Origin of the sequence: Rhizobium sp. RM (genome assembly GCF_013390595.1) — a bacterium.
In the GTDB taxonomy this organism is placed as follows: Bacteria; Pseudomonadota; Alphaproteobacteria; order Rhizobiales; family Rhizobiaceae; genus Agrobacterium.
In genome coordinates this window covers 570,289-587,902 of the sequence record NZ_JACAWV010000007.1, presented here as the reverse complement: position 1 = coordinate 587,902, position 17,614 = coordinate 570,289, and the positions used below count along the sequence as shown (strand labels likewise).

At 57.0% G+C, this 17,614-nt stretch carries 17 protein-coding genes; 14 read left to right on the top strand and 3 right to left on the bottom strand.

What is annotated here, in order from left to right; all coding sequences use genetic code 11:
- The first annotated feature begins 53 nt into the window (after nt 1-53).
- The 7 genes from HWX89_RS07210 (at nt 54) to HWX89_RS07180 (ending at nt 7,166) form a co-directional block, all read left to right on the top strand.
- Nucleotides 54-1,031: a substrate-binding domain-containing protein gene (locus HWX89_RS07210; RefSeq protein WP_138792162.1), complete on the top strand. Its 978-nt coding sequence runs from the start codon at nt 54-56 to the stop codon at nt 1,029-1,031.
- 108 nt (nt 1,032-1,139) lie between these two features.
- Nucleotides 1,140-2,630: a sugar ABC transporter ATP-binding protein gene (locus HWX89_RS07205; protein ID WP_138792274.1), complete on the top strand. Its 1,491-nt coding sequence runs from the start codon at nt 1,140-1,142 to the stop codon at nt 2,628-2,630.
- Nucleotides 2,623-3,636 (top strand): ABC transporter permease, encoded by a 1,014-nt coding sequence (locus HWX89_RS07200; protein WP_138792163.1) that lies wholly within the window; start codon nt 2,623-2,625, stop codon nt 3,634-3,636. The genes HWX89_RS07205 and HWX89_RS07200 overlap by 8 nt, the downstream gene beginning before the upstream one ends.
- A complete protein-coding gene (locus HWX89_RS07195; protein WP_138792164.1) occupies nt 3,636-4,631 on the top strand; it encodes an ABC transporter permease in 996 nt (331 codons plus the stop codon). The genes HWX89_RS07200 and HWX89_RS07195 overlap by 1 nt, the downstream gene beginning before the upstream one ends.
- 1 nt (nt 4,632) lies before the next feature.
- Nucleotides 4,633-5,481 (top strand): sugar phosphate isomerase/epimerase family protein, encoded by an 849-nt coding sequence (locus HWX89_RS07190; protein WP_138792165.1) that lies wholly within the window; start codon nt 4,633-4,635, stop codon nt 5,479-5,481.
- Nucleotides 5,482-5,542: 61 nt separating this feature from the next.
- Nucleotides 5,543-6,211 carry a nucleoside triphosphate hydrolase gene (locus tag HWX89_RS07185; RefSeq protein WP_138792166.1) on the top strand — a complete coding sequence of 223 codons (669 nt, stop codon included), beginning with the start codon at nt 5,543-5,545 and terminating at the stop codon, nt 6,209-6,211.
- An 85-nt stretch (nt 6,212-6,296) separates the two neighbouring features.
- Entirely contained in the window at nt 6,297-7,166 is an 870-nt protein-coding gene (locus tag HWX89_RS07180) for a D-psicose 3-epimerase (RefSeq protein ID WP_138792167.1), read from the top strand.
- Between the two features lie 133 nt (nt 7,167-7,299).
- Here the strand turns inward: HWX89_RS07180 and HWX89_RS07175 are convergent, their stop codons facing one another.
- Complete coding sequence (locus HWX89_RS07175) at nt 7,300-8,049, bottom strand: SDR family oxidoreductase (RefSeq protein ID WP_138792168.1); 750 nt, start codon at nt 8,047-8,049, stop codon at nt 7,300-7,302.
- 160 nt (nt 8,050-8,209) lie between these two features.
- Here HWX89_RS07175 and HWX89_RS07170 point away from each other — a divergent pair, with 160 nt between their 5' ends.
- Nucleotides 8,210-9,136: a LysR family transcriptional regulator gene (locus HWX89_RS07170; RefSeq protein WP_138792169.1), complete on the top strand. Its 927-nt coding sequence runs from the start codon at nt 8,210-8,212 to the stop codon at nt 9,134-9,136.
- Between the two features lie 294 nt (nt 9,137-9,430).
- The gene (locus HWX89_RS07165) at nt 9,431-10,339 is read left to right on the top strand and encodes a GGDEF domain-containing protein (RefSeq protein ID WP_138792170.1); all 909 of its coding nucleotides are present in this window, start codon (nt 9,431-9,433) and stop codon (nt 10,337-10,339) included.
- A 338-nt stretch (nt 10,340-10,677) separates the two neighbouring features.
- On the opposite strand, the gene HWX89_RS07160 is transcribed toward HWX89_RS07165, so the two are convergent.
- Both HWX89_RS07160 and HWX89_RS07155 read right to left on the bottom strand, forming a co-directional pair.
- Nucleotides 10,678-11,301, bottom strand: coding sequence for a GDSL-type esterase/lipase family protein (locus HWX89_RS07160; RefSeq protein ID WP_138792171.1), 624 nt, complete (start codon nt 11,299-11,301; stop codon nt 10,678-10,680).
- Between the two features lie 77 nt (nt 11,302-11,378).
- A complete protein-coding gene (locus HWX89_RS07155; protein ID WP_138792172.1) occupies nt 11,379-12,290 on the bottom strand; it encodes a 2-dehydro-3-deoxygalactonokinase in 912 nt (303 codons plus the stop codon).
- Nucleotides 12,291-12,408: 118 nt separating this feature from the next.
- On the opposite strand from HWX89_RS07155, the gene HWX89_RS07150 reads away from it, so the two are divergent.
- The 5 genes from HWX89_RS07150 (at nt 12,409) to HWX89_RS07130 (ending at nt 17,612) form a co-directional block, all read left to right on the top strand.
- On the top strand, nt 12,409-13,317 hold the full coding sequence (locus HWX89_RS07150; protein WP_138792173.1) for a dihydrodipicolinate synthase family protein: 909 nt from the start codon (nt 12,409-12,411) through the stop codon (nt 13,315-13,317).
- A complete protein-coding gene (locus HWX89_RS07145; protein WP_138792174.1) occupies nt 13,314-14,480 on the top strand; it encodes a mandelate racemase/muconate lactonizing enzyme family protein in 1,167 nt (388 codons plus the stop codon). The genes HWX89_RS07150 and HWX89_RS07145 overlap by 4 nt, the downstream gene beginning before the upstream one ends.
- Nucleotides 14,481-14,504: 24 nt before the next feature.
- Nucleotides 14,505-15,776, top strand: coding sequence for an ABC transporter substrate-binding protein (locus tag HWX89_RS07140; protein WP_138792175.1), 1,272 nt, complete (start codon nt 14,505-14,507; stop codon nt 15,774-15,776).
- A gap of 68 nt (nt 15,777-15,844) precedes the next feature.
- Nucleotides 15,845-16,771 (top strand): carbohydrate ABC transporter permease, encoded by a 927-nt coding sequence (locus HWX89_RS07135; protein WP_138792176.1) that lies wholly within the window; start codon nt 15,845-15,847, stop codon nt 16,769-16,771.
- 10 nt (nt 16,772-16,781) lie between these two features.
- Nucleotides 16,782-17,612: a carbohydrate ABC transporter permease gene (locus tag HWX89_RS07130; RefSeq protein ID WP_138792177.1), complete on the top strand. Its 831-nt coding sequence runs from the start codon at nt 16,782-16,784 to the stop codon at nt 17,610-17,612.
- Nucleotides 17,613-17,614: the final 2 nt, after the last annotated feature.

Sequence of the window (17,614 nt, the reverse complement as noted above, 5' to 3'; positions counted from 1 at the left end):
GAGTCGCTGCGGGCAGATCAGCTTGCCGGAGTGTTTTTGGAGGAGGAACATCCATGAAGAAAATAATCGCGGCCACTGTGGGCCTGTCGCTTGCGCTGCTCGCATCCGCGGCATTCGCCGATGGACCGAAGGTCGGCGTTGTCGTCAAGATCGGCGGCATTCCCTGGTTCAATGCCATGGAGGCCGGCATTAAGGAGCAGAGCGCCAAGCTTGGTGTTGATGGTTTCATGGTCGGGCCGACGAGCGCCGACCCCGCGCTTCAGGTGCGCGCCATCGAAGACCTGATCGCTCAGAAAGTTGATTTCATCGGTGTCGTGCCGAATGATGCCAAGGTGCTGGAACCGGTATTGAAAAAGGCGCAGGATGCCGGCATCAAGGTTATAACGCATGAATCGCCGAAGCAGGTCGGCGCGACATGGGATTTCGAACTAGCCTCCGCCAAGGGTTTTGGTGAAGCGCACGGCAAGTTGCTGGCCGAAAAGATGGGCGGCAAAGGCTCCTATGCAGTGTTCGTCGGTTCGCTGACCGTGCCACTTCACAACGCCTGGGCCGATGGCGCGATCGCTTACATCAAGGCGAATTATCCTGACATGAAACTTATCGGCGACCGTTATGGCGTGGCCGAAGACGTCGACAAAAGCCGTTCGACTGCACTCGACCTGATGGCCGCTAATGCAGATCTCAAGGGCTTCCTTGCTTTCGGATCACAAGGTCCGATCGGTGCGGGTCGTGCAGTTGAAGAGCGCCGCAAGGACGGCAAGGTCTTCGTCATTGGCCCGTTCTCGCCAGGGCAAGGCGCAAAACTCATCAAATCAGGCGCGCTGACCGGCGGCTTCATGTGGAACCCGAAGCAGGCTGGCGAAGTATTCATCACGCTTGCGGACCGTATTGCCAAGGGTCAGGACCCCAAGGCGGGTGACGACATTCCCGGCCTCGGCAAGATCACACCGGACGGCAACACGATTGTGGTCGATCAACTGCTGAAGATCGACAAGGAAAGCATCGACAAGCTGGTTTCGATGGGCCTCTGATCCTCCCCAAGGCCTGGGGTCGCGCCGAGCAGGCTCGGTGCGACCCACCCTTAATCCATCATTCACAGCATCCGCCTCAGAGGCGGCTGAGCGAAGAGATTTGCCATGATGAGCGCTGAACCGCTCCTGTCCCTCAAAAACATCAAGATTACATTCGGCGGCGTCCGTGCGCTGAAAGGCGTGTCGTTCGAGGTCAATCCCGGGGAAGTGCATTGCCTTGCCGGCGAAAATGGTTGCGGCAAGAGCACCCTGATCAAGATCATCACCGGTGTCTATAAGCCCGAGGAAGGGGCAGAGTTTTTCTTTGACGGACAGCCTATCACGGCCATGACCCCGAGCCTGGCGCAGTCGCTCGGAATCCAGGTGATCTGGCAGGATTTGGCGCTTTTCGGTGAAATGACCGTGGCCGAGAATATCGGGTTTCAATACGCGGTTAGCGGCAAATACGGTCTCGTCGACAAGCGCGCCATGGAGGCGGCGGCCGAAAAGGCCCTTGCTCGTCTCGGTGTCTCGCTCGATCTTCATCTGCCACTCAAGGAGTTGCCAATTGCCCAGCGCCAGATCGTCGCCATTGCCCGCGCATTGGTGGGTGAAGCGCGGCTGGTCTTCATGGACGAACCCACGGCATCTCTGACACAGTCGGAAACCGATTATCTGATCGAAATTGTCCGCAACCTCTCCGCTTCCGGTGTGGCTGTCGTTTTTGTCTCGCATCGTCTAGCTGAAGTGCTGGAAATCTCCGACCGCATGACGGTATTGCGCGATGGCGCTCTGGTCGGTGTGTTTCCGGTCGAAGGTATGACCCAGTCGCGTGTGACAGAACTGATGACCGGTCGCAATTTCGACAGCGCTGTCATTGCAGCCGACCATGATGACCAACCGGTTGTGCTGTCCGTCCGCAATCTTTCCCGTGCCAACGAGTTCGAAGACATCTCCTTTGATCTGCGCCGTGGGGAAACGCTCGGCGTGACAGGGCTTCTTGGTGCCGGTCGGACCGAATTGGCGCTCACTCTGTTCGGGATGCGCCAGCCGCATGCCGGTGAGATTGTGCTTGAGGGTGATAAGGTTCGTTTTGGCTCGAACCGGGACGCCATCCGCGCCGGTGTCGCCTATCTCTCGGAAGATCGCCTTTCGCTCGGACTCAACCAGCCGCAGTCGATTGCTGACAATCTTGTCATGGCCTCGCTCGATCGAATTCTGTCAGGTGGTCTCATCTCGCCGGCAAAAAAGGAAAATGTTGTCGATCACTGGATTTCAGCGCTCGGGGTGAAGATCGGGAAACCCGAAGACCCGATCCGCACGCTTTCCGGCGGCAACCAGCAGCGTGTCGCGATCGCCAAATGGCTGGCGATCGGACCGAAGATCCTCATTCTCGATGCCCCAACGGTCGGTGTCGATGTCGGAGCCCGGGCTGGGATCTTCGACATTGTGCGCAAGCTTGCTGCCGAAGGGCTGTCGATCATCCTGATCTCCGACGAGCCGCCGGAAGTCTATTTCAACGCTGATCGCATCATCCACATGGTCGAAGGCCGGATCAAGGCGACCTATGACCCGCGACAGATGTCGTTGACCGATCTGGAAGGAGCTGTCTATGCGTAGGTTGATGCTAGGCCATACGACCGAATTCACGCTTCTGGCGGTGATGATTGTCTTATGCACCGCGTTGTCTTTTGCGACTGACCGGTTTTTCACCATCTCCAATGCCTTTGATGTTTTGAACGTCTCGGCCGTCAATATTATTTTCGCGGTTGGCCTGCTTGTTGTGCTGATCTCCGGCGGTATCGACATATCCTTCGCCGTTGCAGCCTCGGTGGTGCAATATGTTACGGTGCTGGCACTTGGTGCGCTTGGCGGCGGTAACTGGGCCGAAGGTTTCATTATTGCAGGTGCGGTTGGTATCGGCCTTGGCATGATCAACGCGGCGCTTGTCTACCGCTTTCAGATCATCTCGATCGTCGCGACCATCTCCACTTTCAACATATTCTTCGGGCTGTTGATGTTCTTCACCAAGGGGGTGTCGATCTACGATCTGCCGGAATGGCTGACCACGCGTGTCGTCTTCTACGAACGGGAGATGGCGGATGGTTCCTGGCTGGAACTGACTTTGCCGGTCGTCGTGATGATTGTCTGCTGCGTCGCGACCTGGTTCATGATTTCCCGCACGACAATCGGCCGCCAGCTCTATGCATTTGGCGACAATCCCGAAGGTGCGCGTCGGTTCGGCATCAATATCGGCGCCATGCACTTCATTTCTTTCGGATGGCTTGGTCTCATGGCCGGGATCGGTGGGCTTATGCAGGCTCATTACGCTGAAGAAGTTGTCCCCAACGCGCTTTATGGTCGTGAACTCGACGTTCTCGCCGCAACTGTGCTTGGTGGCGCGCGCCTTGGTGGTGGCAAAGGGTCGGTCATCGGCTGTGTCCTCGGCGTGCTGATGGTCTCTGTCACGCAAAATGGCCTCAACCTGATGGGTGTCTCGCCTTTCGCCTTCAAGATGATTGTCGGCGCAATCATTCTCATTGCCATCACGCTCTCCTCTGCGCGGATCGACAAGCTTCTGCCGTTCTTCGCAAAGGGGCATGCTCAGAAGAGGAGTGCACGTTGATGACGTCGCTTATCCGCAGGCTCAACACTCTCTTCGGCGCGGACATGGCCGGCCCGGTCATCGCCTTCTTCGCTGTAATGGTGATCTTCGGTTTCGGTGCCGATAACTTCCTGTCGCTTGGTACTTTCGGCTCCGTGGCATTCCAGCTTCCCGAACTCGGGCTGCTGACACTGGCGATGCTCCTGCCGCTTTTGACGGGTGGCATCAACCTGTCTGTGACCTTCACCGCCAATCTTTCGGGCCTTGCCGCCGCTGGCGTACTGCAGGCCTATGGTGGCGTTGAGGCACCGGCCAGTGCCTTCGCACTTGCCGTGGCGGCGGCGCTTTTGACCGGTGGCGCTGCTGGCCTGATGACCGGCGCAGCAATCGCCTATACCCGTGCCCATCCGATCCTTGTGACGTTGTCGATGATGATATTCCTGCGTGGTCTAGGAGAGTTCCTGACACGTGGTGGCGACGTCTCCGGTTTCCCGAGCTACATGGCGCCGATTGGGCACGGATCGATCTTTGGACTGCCGATCCCGCTTCTGATCTTCATTGCGTGCGTCGGGCTCTGGCAAGTTCTGCTGACCCGTACCAAGCTTGGCTTCGGTTTGCTCATGATCGGCTCTAACATCGAAGCTGGCCAGTATTCGGGGCTCAATACCCGCCGTATCATCATCTTGGTCTACACGCTGTCGGGCATCATGTGCGCGGTGGCTGGCGTTATCATGCTCGCGCGCTTCAATTCCGTTCGTATCGGCCACGGTGAATCCTATCTGCTCATTACAGTGCTCGCGGCATTTCTCGGCGGGATCAATCCGTTCGGTGGATTTGGACGCGTGCTGCCCGTTTTCGTCGCTCTTGTGGTCCTGCAACTGCTGTCTTCGGGGCTCAATTTGATGGGCGCCAATCAGCATCTCGCGACAGCGCTCTGGGGTGTTTTGATGATCGTCGTGATGGCAGCCCGCAGTGTGGCTTCCAGCTATTTCTTATCCCGCAGAAAGAAGGTCTGACGTGCAAGGTTTCGGTATTCACGCAATGATGTGGTCCACCGTGTGGGACCATGCCGGTGCCGAGCGCGCCATTGCCGGTGCTGCCCGTTACGGTCAGGACTACATTGAGATCCCGCTGATCGACATTCCAGCAGTCGATGCACCCCATAGTCGTGCGTTGCTCGAGAAACATTCCCTTCGTGCAGCCTGCTCCCTTGTCCTGCCTGAAACTGCCTGGGCTTCCGCTCGTCCCGATGCGGCGATCGAACACCTAAAGGCCGCACTCGACAAAGCGGCCGAGATAGGCGCTGAGGCCCTGACAGGCGTGACCTACGGTGGCACCAATGAGCGAACGGGTTTTCCACCCACGCAGGGTGAATACGACAATCTCACGCGCGCACTTGGTGCTGCCGCAAGGCACGCCAAATCGCTTGGGCTTCAGTTTGGCGTCGAGGCAGTCAATCGTTACGAAAATCATCTCGTAAATTCCGCAGAACAGGCGGTGGCTTTGGTTGAGCGGATCGGGCTCGACAACGTCTTTGTCCATCTCGACACTTTCCACATGAATATGGAGGAGAAGGGCATTGCCAACGGCATTATCGCCGCCCGCAATCACCTGAAATACATGCACATGTCCGAAAGCGACCGAGGCACACCGGGTTTGGGCAATATTGCGTGGGACGAAATCTTCGCAGCGCTTGCGGCGATCGGTTTTAAAGGCCTGCTCACTTTGGAAAGTTTTGTCACCATGCAGGCCGAAATGGCCGGTGCGATCTCGACCTGGCGTCCTGTGGCCCGTGACGCGAATGAGGTCCTGGACAAGGGCGTGGCCTTCCTCCGCGATAAGGCGGACCAGTACCGCATTTTCTGAATAGGCCATTCGCCTTGGCAAGCTGCCTGTTTTTTCTTTAACGACCGTGGCGAGGACCACTTTGAAGACGATAGAAGACAATGCGCGTGAGATTGCCACGCACACCCTGGCACACGTCGCCGAGAAAAAAGGGCGACGGGTTATGATCGCGATTGCGGGTGCGCCGGGATCGGGCAAATCCACAATTGCCGAGCATGTTGTAGAGCAGTTGAACCGCGAGGACGGTATCTCGGCAGCGCTATTTCCAATGGACGGATACCATTATGACGATGCGGTGCTCGAAGATATGGGTCGCCGTGCGTTCAAAGGTGCGATCGATACCTTCGATGCACACGGACTGCGCCATATGCTTGGGCGCCTCAAGGCCAACGAAGACGACGTGATCGCTGTGCCGGTCTTCGACCGTTCGATCGAGATTTCTCGTGCAGGCGGAAGATTGATACCGCAATCCGTCGATATCATTGTTTGCGAAGGCAACTACCTGCTTTCGCACCAGACGCCGTGGAATCTTTTGAAGCCAATCTTCGATCTGACGGTCTTCGTTGACGTTGATGAGAGTGATCTGCGGCGACGCCTCCAAGACCGTTGGCGCGGCTTCGGACTGGATGATGCCGAAATCACCAGAAAGGTTGAGGAAAACGACCTGCCCAATGGCATGTCGATCATCTCAACGAGCGCCGAACCGGACTTGCGCGTGAAAAACCCGGGCAGCGGCCAGAACGAGTTCTGAGGTCGATACGATTTCCCCGCACCGATCAAAGAGGTGCTGCGGTCGTGAAACTGACACCGATAGCTGAAAATTGAGAGAGGCTCTTATGAAACACGGAATCTATTACTCCTACTGGGAACATGAGTGGAGCGCCAAGTTCGGTCCGTATGTCGAGAAGGTTGCCAAACTTGGCTTCGATGTTATCGAGGTCGCAGCCCATCATATCAACGAATATAGCGATGCAGAACTTGCCGAGATCAGGCAGAGCGCGAAGGATAACGGTATCATTCTGACCGCGGGCATCGGTCCGTCCAAGACGAAGAACCTATCCTCGCCGGATCTGGCGGTTCGCCAGGCCGGCAAGTTGTTCTTCGAACAGACACTGACGAATGTTGCCAAGCTCGATATCAAGACAATCGGTGGCGCTCTGCATTCCTATTGGCCGGTGGATTATTCGAAGCCGGTTGACAAGGAAGGCGATCGTGCCCGAGGCGTTGAAGGCATCCATGGTATCGCGGACTTTGCCGGTAATCTCGGTATCAATCTTTGCATCGAGGTTCTCAACCGCTTCGAAAACCACGTTCTCAACACTGCTGCCGAAGGTGTCGCTTTCGTGAAGGACGTCGGCAAATCGAACGTCAAAGTTATGCTCGACACATTCCACATGAACATCGAAGAAGATAGTTTCGGTGAGGCCATCCGCACCGCCGGGCCATTGCTTGGGCATTTCCACACTGGAGAAAGCAATCGTCGCGTACCGGGCAAAGGCCGCATACCGTGGCATGAAATTGGCCTCGCACTTCGCGATATCAACTATACCGGTGCCGTCGTGATGGAACCCTTCGTCAAAACCGGTGGCACCATCGGCTCCGACATCAAGGTTTGGCGCGATCTGACCGACGGCGCCAATGAAGCAAAAATGGACGAAGATGCTCGCAATTCCCTGGCCTTCTCACGTTTCGTGCTGGGGGGCTGATACAAGGTGCAGCCAATGGGACGGTTTGGCGGCGGTGTTCGCCCCATGCTGATCCACTGTGCTTAGAATGAAAGAGGCCGCAAATGCGGCCCCTTTCTGAATGGAATTGTCGAAAGTGAATGATGGCACGCGTTCAAAGCGTGCCCATACCACCGTCCATCATCAACTCCGCGCCGACGGTAAAGCTTGCTTCATCGGAGGCCAGAAACACCACGGCTTTGGCGACTTCTGATGGGGTGCCAAAACGGCCGGCAGGAACTTGCGCCAAAACGCCTGCGGCCATTGCCTTTGTGCCTTCTTCAGAAAGGCCGAGCTTGCCGTAAAGCGGGGTGGTGATGGGGCCTGGGCTGACGGCATTGATGCGGATGCCGCGTCCGATCAGCTCCCCTGACAATGTCCGCGCCATGGACAGAAGTGCGGCTTTGCTGGCGCCATAGACGCTCGATGTTGGCATGCCGACATGCGCGTTGACCGAAGTGTTGAGCACAATTGAAGCCGGATTGCTCAAAAGCGGCAAGAGCGCCTGGATGAGGAAGAACGGCCCCTTTACGTTGATGTCGAAGGTGCGTTCAAACCCCGCTTCGTCCCAGTTTTCGATGGGTCGCAGATCGGCGACACCGGCATTGACGAAGACAATGTCGAGCTTGCCGAATGCTTTCTCGATTTCGGAGGCGACGGTTTTTTGTGCAGCAACGTCGCTGGCATCGGCACGGATGATCAGCACGTCGTCACCAAGTTCGCTACGTGCAGCTTCCATAGTTTTCGGGTTCGTACCGGTAATGGCGACACGGGCGCCTTCGGCGATGAACTGTTTAGCGGTTTCGAGGCCGATGCCGCTGGTGCCGCCGGTGATCAGGGCAGTCTTGTTTGCGAGACGGTTCATGGTGGTGGTCCTTTTCAAATCAATGAGTTGGTCGGTTGCGCAAGACCGGTCGGCGCATCTGTTGTCTTCGTCAGGCCGTTTGCTTGAGGTGAATATGGCTTTTTTTCTTCGTTCGGATTAGTCTGCAAAAGGCGGTTCTATTTTCCGGATTTTCCGAACGATGATGAAGCTTGAAGGCATTGCCGTTTTTGTTGCGATCAGCGAAGCGGGTTCGATCAGCGAGGCAGCGAGACGCCTGCGACAATCGAAATCCGTTGTCAGCGAACGGCTGGCAGAACTGGAGCGAGCCCTGGGTGCCAAACTCGTGCATCGGACGACGCGCCGGCTGACCTTAACGGAGGACGGTGCTGCCTTCCTCAACCGCGCCCGGCGAATTGTCGCAGATGTTGAAAGTGCCGCAGCAGATATGGCAGAGCGGCGCGGCGCCATGGTCGGACCGCTGCGTATTTCTGCGCCCGTGACCTTTGGGCGAATGCACCTCGGGCCAGCGCTTTATCCGTTTCTTGCAGCTCATCCGCAGATCGAGTTGACGCTGGATCTCGACGACCGCAGGGTGGACGCGAGTTCTGGCGGGTTCGATGCCGTTATCCGTCACGGCCCCATTCTCGATTCACGATTGATGGCGTGGAAACTTGCTCCAAGCAGTCGCGTGCTTTGTGCCTCGCCCACATATATCGCCGAACATGGAGCGCCGGGTTCGATTGATGAGCTGTCAGGTCACAAAGGTATTTTCTACACCAATCGCGGCGTTGCCGACTGGCGCTTTCCACGAGGTTCTGCTGGAGGTGTCGATGCCGACGCCATCGTTGTGCATGGGCGATTGGGATTAGGACTGAACAACGGAGACATGATCCGAGATGCCGCAATAGCGGGGTTGGGTATCGCCTTGCTGCCGATGTTCATTGCCGGTCCGGCGATGAAGTCCGGCGCGCTTCTTCCCATCGATGTCGGTATGCGGCCCGAGGGCGAGTTTATCTATATGGCGCACCCTGAGGGACGCAACCCTTCGGCCAAACTGCGTGCTATGGCAGATCATTTGAGCGCGACGTTCGGAAATCCACCCTATTGGGACCATCCGACAGTGTGAAGCTTGTGAATAAAGCGAGATTTTCTTGCCATGGTTTCCGCTTTTCCAAGGCGAAAAATAAGCGAAATTTGTTTTCTCAGACCATGGGGCTTCCTCGTTCGGTCAGCGCGAAGGCTTCGGCCTTATAAACGAGGGGATTGGGCTTGGAATGGCGGGTCCATTTCTCACTTTGACAGCCCGAGTTTTCCACAGGCGATGGCCTTGATCGTTAAAAATTTAACAAATTATTTAATATTCCGCTCATTCACGGGTCTTTACCTTTCGCCCGGCTGGGGATCGTCCGAAAGGTTACAGATGTTTGCAAAGATCCGATCATCACTGACACTCAAACTGTTTTTCGCATCCTTCGTTAGTACCCACCTTCCGCTCGTAGCAGCACTTATCTATTACATTAAAAATCAACACCTTGAACCGATGACGACGATTGCTCTTCTGCTTGCGGCAACTGTCGCCGGAACCGCACTTTGCCTTGGTTCGCTTTGGTTGTCCCTGCATCCTCTGAGGCAGTTGCGAGCCGCGATTTTGCAGTTCCGCAAGTCACGGACTGCGTGCGACATGCGTTCGGAGCGCAGAGACGAGATCGGGCTGATCACGAATGCCTTTTCCAACCTCACCACGGATCTGGCGAGAACGCTCGAAACCCTCGAGCGCCAGGCAACGTTTGATGTTTTGACGGGGCTGCGCAACAGACGTTGGCTCATCGACAACGCTCCGGCCCCGCTGTCGCGCGCCAAGCGTGAAGACACAAACCTCGCCGTAATCGCGATGGATATCGACCATTTCAAATCGATCAATGACCAATATGGACATGATGTGGGCGACAAGGCGCTGACCGCTGTTGGTGCGGTAATTCTTGCCGGTGTACGCCCCTATGACCTGGCAGCTCGCATTGGTGGAGAGGAGTTTGCCATTCTTCTGCCAGGCTGTGACCAGGCTGCGGCAAGTGAAATTGCCAATCGCATGAGAATGCAGTTGGCCCGCACGTCCATCTTGCCGGATGGTGGCGCTGTCACCGCAAGCTTCGGTGTTTACCAGGCGTCGCCGGAAACAGAGACCCTGGCCACCATGCTGAAACAGGCTGATACAAACCTCTATACGGCCAAGCGTGCCGGACGAAACCGTGTGATCGGGTCTCGCGCCAATGCTCTTGATCACAGTTTCTCACCGCGAGACGAAAAACGCAGATCGACAAGAGACGCTTGAGCCTGGATTGATAAGGGTGGTTCCATTCGACGGCGACAATGATCTGGCCGTCGAACTCTGTTTTCAGTCAAAGGAACTGCTTATCCGGGGGGGCGACAGAGGTGGTTTGCGACCAGCCTCGGAAGCGTAAGGCCGTGTAAGAATTTGAGACCTTTCGAAGCCTCGATAATCCCTCAATGCCATTATTGAAAAGACGCATGCTGCAGCCGAGGCGGAGCTTCTTGTGGTCTACGAGGGGGCGACGCTTGCGCAAATCGCCAAGTTGGCGCTTGCCGAAAATGGAAAGGGTTCGGCAAACGTTTTGTTGGAAAGCGGGCGAGAAGCTGGGAGCCTCTCGATCAACGAAAAAGGCCGCTAGCTTTTAGGGCGCCAGACCAGACCGCATAACCGGCAGCGTTCATGTGGACCAGATCGGGAAGGTAGTATCGAAACATCGGTAAACCATTTTCACCGATAAGCCCCTCACTCGGGTCCAGCCATTTGGTTTTGTCTGCGCCATCGCACCAGTCGCGAACGAGGTGGTTGAACTGCTCGAATTCGTCGCGGTAGATCCAGCGTGCGGGGCTGTGTTTGATCAACAGAACATAGACTTCCGCCTCAGGCATTTTCTCTGAAATTTGCGCGCGCAAGTCCTGCAAGTGTTTGAAGGTCGTGCGGGCTGTCAGGCCATCGCTTGCGATATCGTTTTCACCGAAATAGAGCGCGATCCGGCGTGAATTGAGCGGTGTCAAAAGCTGATCGAGATAATGAATGCCCGAGAGGCAGGTGCCGCCACCGAAGCCAAGATTGACGACGTCAAATGACCCAAGATCTTCCGCAATGGAATTCCAGATCCGGAAGGAGGACGATCCATAGAACGCGATTGGGTCAGCCGGCAGGCCAATACGCTCCAGTCGCGCCAGCACGGTGATGATATCGTTTTCGTGACGGCTCGTGCCGATATTATTGGGAAAATCGTACATCTCGATCCTCAAGCTTGCTGGCAGTTGTTGAACAGGCGAACACATCGCTGTCTGGATGCCATGTTCGCCTGCCAGGCTTACGATAGCGTTTCGTTCAGGATCGTGAGGGCGCCGCGGGTCAGTGCGTCGTCAGCCCCCATGAATACGTTGAGACCGAACAGGTTCGCGGCGATCAGATAAAGATCGTTGAGACCATCATTGCCCACGATGACGGCAGGCTGCCCTTCGGAAAACCATCCTGCTTCACGGGCCTGCAAGAATTCCTGCCCGATCACCAGCCCATGGACGTAGGAGCGCAACTGGTCTGCTGAAAGTTTTCCGGCGAGCCCGCCAGTTCTCGCGGAGAAGAGGAGCGATAGCATGCTGCCAGACTTTTTCGCTTCTTCAAGGCCCCAGCGATACGCTTCCGGATCATTGACAGGGGGGTGTGTTGCACCGCGTGCAATAAAGGAATGGTTCAGCAGCAAGGCAAAGATCTCACCGGTCACGAATGTCTGGAAACCGTCGATCCTGCCAGCCTTGATGCGCGCCCATTTGCTGTGGGTTCCAGGCAGAATAACGGTTGCGTCCTCTGACAGGCCGTAGCCGACGACCTGGGTTTCCTCGCCGCGCATCACGTCCGGAAACGGCTGTCGAGCAGGGTCGGTCAAACCCGGCAGGAACACCAGTTCGGAACCATTCGGCAATGATCGTCTCACGGTGCCGGCAGCAAGCTCTGCCGGTCCAGCGGGGCTGGGAACATAGGCGACTTCAACCCAGCCGTTGCGGCTGGTGATCATGCCCAGTGCTGCGACCGGTAGAGCGCCGTGTGCGGTAAACCAGCCATCAAGCGCCGTCATGAGTGCGGCTTCGTGTTCCCCCTTGGCGAGCGTCGAAATACCTTGCGCCGTTTCCAGACTGTCCAGCTCTTCGCCGCTGTTGGCGACCAGTGCCGCCCTCAAGGATGTGGTCCCCCAGTCGACAATGATCGATGTCGCTTGCTGGTCCATTGCGTAAGCCTCCTCCGCTTCATGTGCTCTGGGGGCTTGTCATAAGGCTCTATCCTATGTAGTGTCAATTAGTGAATTCAAGGTATCAATATATGATACTATTTTGGGAGGTGAGGAAATGGTGGGAGGCCTGAAGGGCATTTTGCCTGTTTTGCCGACGCCCTTTTTGGCGAACGGCGAGGTTGATGAAGCGGGAATGCAGCGGCTGGTCCAGTTTGCGCTCAAGCAGAACGTGGACGGCGTGGTCTTTCCTGGCTTTGCCAGCGAGGTCGAAAGCCTGACTGCAGACGAGAGGGCAACGCTGCTGAAGATCGTTGTCGCAACCGCTGCAGGCCGAGTCCCTGTCGTAGCAGGGGCAAGTGCCGCTGATTGGCGCGAAGTTGTCCAGCATGGACGGGTTGCTGCGGACCTCGGTGTTCGCCACCTCATGGTCCAGCCGCCGAAATCGGTCGGCACCGATGCGCCGGCATTGATCGAATTCCTTGGCAAGATCGTCGCGGAACTGCCTGAGGTCGAGATCATTCTGCAGAATGCTCCAGCACCTCGCGGGTCTGATCTGTCGCCGCAAGCCATTATCGAAATCGTCCGCGCACTTCCGCGCGTCGCTTATGTGAAAGAAGAAACTCTGCCGGCAGGTCCGGCAATCAGTCACATCATTGCGCATGCTCCCGCAACGCTGAAAGGCGTGATCGGTGGTGGTGGCGCGCGTTACATTCTCGACGAATATGCGCGTGGAGCAACGGCTGCCATGCCAGCACTCGAAATCGTTGAGGAGCATGTTGCCATCGACCGGGCATTAAACGCCGGCAAACACGATGAGGCGCGTAAAATCTACGTGCGGACCTTGCCTCTTTTGGTGTTGCAGGCTGTCTATCGCATGCGCCTGACCAAGCATGTGCTGGCACGCCGCGGTGTGATCGATGGTGTTGGTGTACGCGCCCCGACGCCCGAGCTTGATGCCGCTGCCATTGCCGATATTGATGCCAATCTCGTCGAGCTTGGTTTGTTGTCTGCGGAGGCCGCATGAACAGCCCCATTTCGACCATTGAGGTTTTCACGCTGACCCAAGCGCGTAAGGTGCCCTATCTTGGTGCACTTAGGCCGGGTGAGGTCGTCAATCCGAATGGTTATGTCGTGCGCAAGGGAAACCGCACCGTCTATCCGACGTTTGATCGCAGCGTACTCGTCCGTATGACGACAAAGTCAGGAACCGTGGGGTGGGGCGAGACATATGGCATTGTTGCACCCGGTGCTGTTGCAGCCCTGATCAATGATCTGCTCGCCGGTTTCGTGGTTGGGCGCGATGCCTCGGACCCCTCGGCGATCTACGATGATCTCTACGACATGATGCGGGTGCGCGGTTACACCGGCGGTTTTTATGTCGATGCGCTGGCAGCCCTCGATATCGCGCTATGGGACATTGCTGGACAGGAAGCTGGCAAATCGGTGCGTGACATGCTCGGTGGCGGCGTCGACGTGTTTCCAGGCTATGTTTCGGGCCTGCCCGAAAAAACGCTCGAGGCGCGCGGAGAGCTGGCAAAATACTGGCAGGACCTTGGTTTCAACGCTTTCAAGTTTGCAACGCCGGTCGCCGACGATGGTCCGGCGGCAGAGATGGAAAACCTGCGGAGAGTGCTTGGACCGGATGCAAGGATTGCCGCCGACATGCACTGGAACCAGACGCCGGAACGGGCGCTGGAACTGATCGCGGAGATGGCGCCGTTTGATCCCTGGTTTGCAGAGGCGCCTGTATGGACGGAAGACATTGCCGGATTGGAAAAAGTCTCCAAGGGAACGGACATCCCGATTGCTGTGGGCGAAGAGTGGCGGACCCATTGGGATATGCGAGCCCGCATTGAGCGATGCCGCATTTCCATCGTGCAGCCGGAGATGGGCCACAAGGGTATCACCAACTTCATCCGTATCGGCGCTCTTGCGGCCGAACACGGTATTGACGTGATACCGCACGCCACCGTCGGTGCCGGCATATTTCTGGCAGCCAGCCTGCAGGCATCGTCAACATTGCCGACCCTGAAAGGGCATGAATTCCAGCATTCGATCTTCGAACCAAACCGTGCCCTGCTCGAAGGGGACATGGATTGCCGCGAAGGCCGCTACCATTTGCCGTCCGGGCCAGGGCTCGGCGTGAGACCGTCGTCGACAGCGATCGGTCTGCTTGAACGTATCTAATTTGGTTCTTTGGAGGAGGAAGCCATGAACAAGACAATGAGGAAGCTGGTGCTCTGCGCCACAACGGCCAGCCTGATGACGGTGGGCGGCATCGCCCCGGCGATGGCCGATACGGTTTTGAAATTCATCTCCTGGCAGACGGATGATGCGGGCACCGGCGAGTGGTGGCATTCGGCGATCGCGGCCTTCGAAAAGCAGCATCCGGGCGTGAAGATCGAATTCACCAAGGCGGAACGCAGTTCGTATGCTGACACGATGACAACGCTGTTTGCGGCCAACCAACCGCCTCAGATCGTCCATCTCGCCTCGTTCGAATTCCAGATGTTCGCCGACAGCGGCTGGCTGGAGCCGCTCGACCCGTGGCTCAAGAAAGACGGTATCGACATGACCGGCTGGGCAGGGCAGCAGAAATGCGAATGGAATGGCGAGACCGTCTGCATCATGACGAACTATTTTGGCTTCGTCATGGCCTACAACAAGAAGCTTCTCGATACCGTCGGCGTTGCGGTTCCCAAAACCTACGACGAGTTCCTCGCCGCGGCAAAGGCGACCACCAAGGATCTGAACGGCGACGGCATCATCGACCAGTTCGGCACTGGTCACGAAACAAAGGGCGGGCCGGGCCAGTATCTCACCGAGATGTTGAACTACATCATCGATGCGGGAGCCTATTGGACCGACAAGGATGGTAACATCACCATCGATACGCCACAGATGGTCGAGGGGCTGACACGCTGGAAAACCGTCATGAAAAGCGGTGTTAGCCCGGTCGATATGAGCGCAAGCGATGTGCGCAAACTGTTTGCCGATGGCAAGATGGCGATGCGTCTCGATGGTCCATGGCTTTATGGCACCACGGAAAAAGGTGCAGCCAAGAGTGACATTGTTTACGCGGCTCCACCGCTCACCCCGCCGCTTGGCGGTTCGTCCAACGTCCTGGCGATGCCAGCCGACATTCCTGACGACCAGAAAGAGCTCGTGTGGGATTTCATCAAGCTGACGATGACGCCGGAGTTCCAGCGCAGCTACGCGACGATGGGTGGCAACACACCGCCCAGTCCCAAGGCTGATGTTTCCGGTGTCGAAAAAACCATTCCGCATTTCCCGGTTCTGATCGAGACGATGAAGAAAGCCTCCGAGGCCGGCATCGATCGGATTCCGACCGGGCTTGAGCTCTTCTACAACGAGTTCAGCAAGATGGTGATGGAAGAAAGCCAGCGGATGATCATTCAGGATCTTGATCCGGCCGACGTCGCCAAAACCATGCAGTCCAAGGCCGAGTCTATCAAAGGCTGACCCGAGCAAGGGAATGGCCCGCGTCAGCGGGCCATTGGCATCATAAGAATCCGGCAGGAGGACCATCCATGACCGACACCGTCCAGGCGGGGCGTCGCAAGTTTTTCGATCTTGCGCGCCCGAGCCGGCAACATCTACTCGGCTATATCCTGATCGCTCCGGCGGTTCTGATGGTTGCCGCCATCATCGTCTGGCCGCTGATCCTGGCGATCGACCTGTCGTTTCAGCAGGTCAAGATTCCCCGGTTGGGAGGGGCGAGCCGGCCGTTTTCTCTGGTTAACTACACCTGGCTTTTCACCTCTCAGGAGTTCTGGCTTGCCTGCTGGGTCACCCTCAAGCTGGTAGCCGTCGTGACCTTCGGCAGTGTTGCTGTTGGCTTGAGCACGGCACTCCTGGCCAACAATCGTTTCAAAGGTCGCACCGCGGCGCGTCTCGGTATGGCGCTGCCTTGGGCGGTGCCTGAAATCATCGCTGTCGTTATCTTCGCCTGGATGTTCGATACGTCATTCGGTCTGTTCGGCTGGCTGGCAATCCAGCTCGGTTTCACTGACCAGATGATTCCCTGGGTCAGCAGTTCGACGGCGGCTTTCTGGGCTGTTGCAATTACCATGGTGTGGAAGGGCTTCCCCTTCGTGTCGATCATGTGTCTTGCAGGTCTGCAGTCAATTCCGGCCGATTATTACGCGGCTGCCAAGGTCGATGGCGCCAGTGTCTGGCAGCGGTTTCGATGGATCACCATGCCGTTGCTGATGCCGGTGCTCGGCGTCACGCTTGTCCTCACCCTGCTTTGGGTTTTCCGGGACTTTTCCATCATCAAGGTGCTGACGGGCGGCGGCCCACTGCGTTCGACGCAGACACTGTCGATCATGACCTACGATCAGGCTTTCCAGTATCACAACTTCGGCCGCGCAGCCGCAGTGGGCGTGCTGACGCTGGTGATCTGCATCATTGCCAGCCTGCTGATGCTCGGCCGGCGTTCCAAGTCCATTTATTGAGGAGGCTTTGATGAAGCGCACATTCGCACAGAGCCTCGCTCTTTATGTCACCGTGATCTTCACTTTGGTGATGATCCTGTTTCCCGTCTACTGGTTGCTGGTCACAGCGCTTTCCACGACGGATGAGCTTTACCGTCTGCCACCGACTTTCTGGCCGGACGACGCGCAGTGGGACATCTTTGCCCGGGTGTGGGCGGCCAAGCCGATTCTTCTCTGGCTGTGGAACTCCATGCTTGCCGCTGTTGGTTCGGTCGCACTTTCGATGCTGGTTTCGGTCAGTGCCGGCTACGCCTTGTCACGTTACTCCATGCGCGGCGGTGCCACGATGGGGCTTTTCGTTCTGACGGCAAAGATGCTGCCTGCGACACTTCTGGTCATCCCGCTGTTTTCGATCTTCTCCAGCTTCGGATTGATCGGTAGCCTGTGGACGCTGGTACTGGCCCATTCCACCATGATCATTCCTTTCGCCACTTGGATGCTGAAGGGATACTTTGACACGATCCCGAAGGAGCTTGAACAGGCGGCAATGGTGGACGGGTGCTCTCCGATCGGAGCCATGATCCGTGTTGTCCTGCCGATTGCAACGCCCGGCCTCGCCGCCACCGCACTCTACGCCTTCGTGTTAAGCTGGGCTGACTACGCCTATGCGCGAACCTTTCTGGTCAATTCGCCCGATAACTGGACGGCGAACCTCGGCATCACCACCATGCAGGGCGAATACGTTACCTACTGGAACGACATCTCCGCTGCATCGGTGTTCATCGCCCTTCCGATCATCGCAATCTACCTATTCCTTGAACGTTATTTGGTCGGCGGCCTGACCGCTGGCGCGGAGAAGTAAGC